This window comes from Massilia genomosp. 1 (genome assembly GCF_011682185.1).
In the GTDB taxonomy this organism is placed as follows: domain Bacteria; phylum Pseudomonadota; class Gammaproteobacteria; order Burkholderiales; family Burkholderiaceae_D; genus Telluria_A; species Telluria_A rubra.
On record NZ_WHJF01000311.1, the window covers coordinates 1 to 1,031 of the forward strand.

The 1,031-nt window shown below is 53.2% G+C and carries 2 protein-coding genes; both read right to left on the minus strand.

From position 1 onward, the window contains the following. Positions 1–425: 425 nt before the first annotated feature. Positions 426–797: a hypothetical protein gene (locus F1735_RS33785; protein WP_167241402.1), complete on the minus strand. Its 372-nt coding sequence runs from the start codon at positions 795–797 to the stop codon at positions 426–428. A 21-nt stretch (positions 798–818) separates the two neighbouring features. Beyond that, on the minus strand, positions 819–1,031 hold a 213-nt coding region (locus tag F1735_RS36010), incomplete at its 5' end, for a hypothetical protein (RefSeq protein WP_222853177.1).

The window sequence follows — 1,031 nt, forward strand, 5'->3', positions numbered from 1 at the left end:
CGCCGACGCTGACGTTCTTGCCCATCAGGGTCTTGAGCTCGATGGCGCCATCTTTCGAGATCAGGCTCAGGTTAAAGATGTACTGGTCCGAAATCGTCGTGGTGCCGCTCATCGACTCGATCAGCAAACCTTTGATCGGCGAGTAAAAGCGCAGCAGGCGCGTGGTGTCGACATAGTCGGCGGCGGCGGCGCCTCAGACCTCGCAGCATCACCTGCCTACACATAAAACGGCATTACTGGCGAGGCTGTATGACAATGTTGGCACTGACCCTGTGTCCCATGCTGTGTCCTATGCCGGAAAGATGCACGGCCGCCGACCCCACCACAAACATCGAAGCTTGGTAAAACTGCGCGTGCGGATCTGGTGCGCCGCATTCGGGGCGATTCTCGAGTACGTAGCTTCCCTGCACTGTCCCTCGACCGCATCAGTGACGAATATTGATGTAAGCGATCAGCAATCCAATGCTTAGCACACAGCTCAGAAGATATAGAATAAATCTTCCTCTGGCCAGCATCCATACCTCGCGCCCCTTATCGGATCGATAAAAATATTCCAATACATCACCAGACCAAAAATCTCGCCAATCCTTTTTCTGCTGTAAAAACAAAAAATTGTTGTATACCAAACCGGGTAGAGATTGCAGAAATATCGAAATGAACAATGCGAAAATGCCGATATCGAAGGCCGAAACCTCGGCAGACAAGTCCCACGCCGGATAGGAGCGCAACGCCCATCCGAAAGCGACCGTGCAGATCGCCATCGCAATACTCATAAGTCGAACTACCGTGGCTTTCATGTTCTTTCCGTGCTCACATTCTTAGTTATGCCACTGCCATTTTCCATCGACATACCCCCAAAGCTTAGTGTTGGATTCTACGACGGAGCCGATCGGTCCGACATACACCGGAAGCGGTGCCTTTAGTCCCAAGCCGGCAGTATATCCGACCCGGTTATTTTGCTTGTCGAACACGATGCCCCCCTCTGCACTGCCGCGCAGGATCGTGGCGCCCGCACTGACGGTCCGAGCATC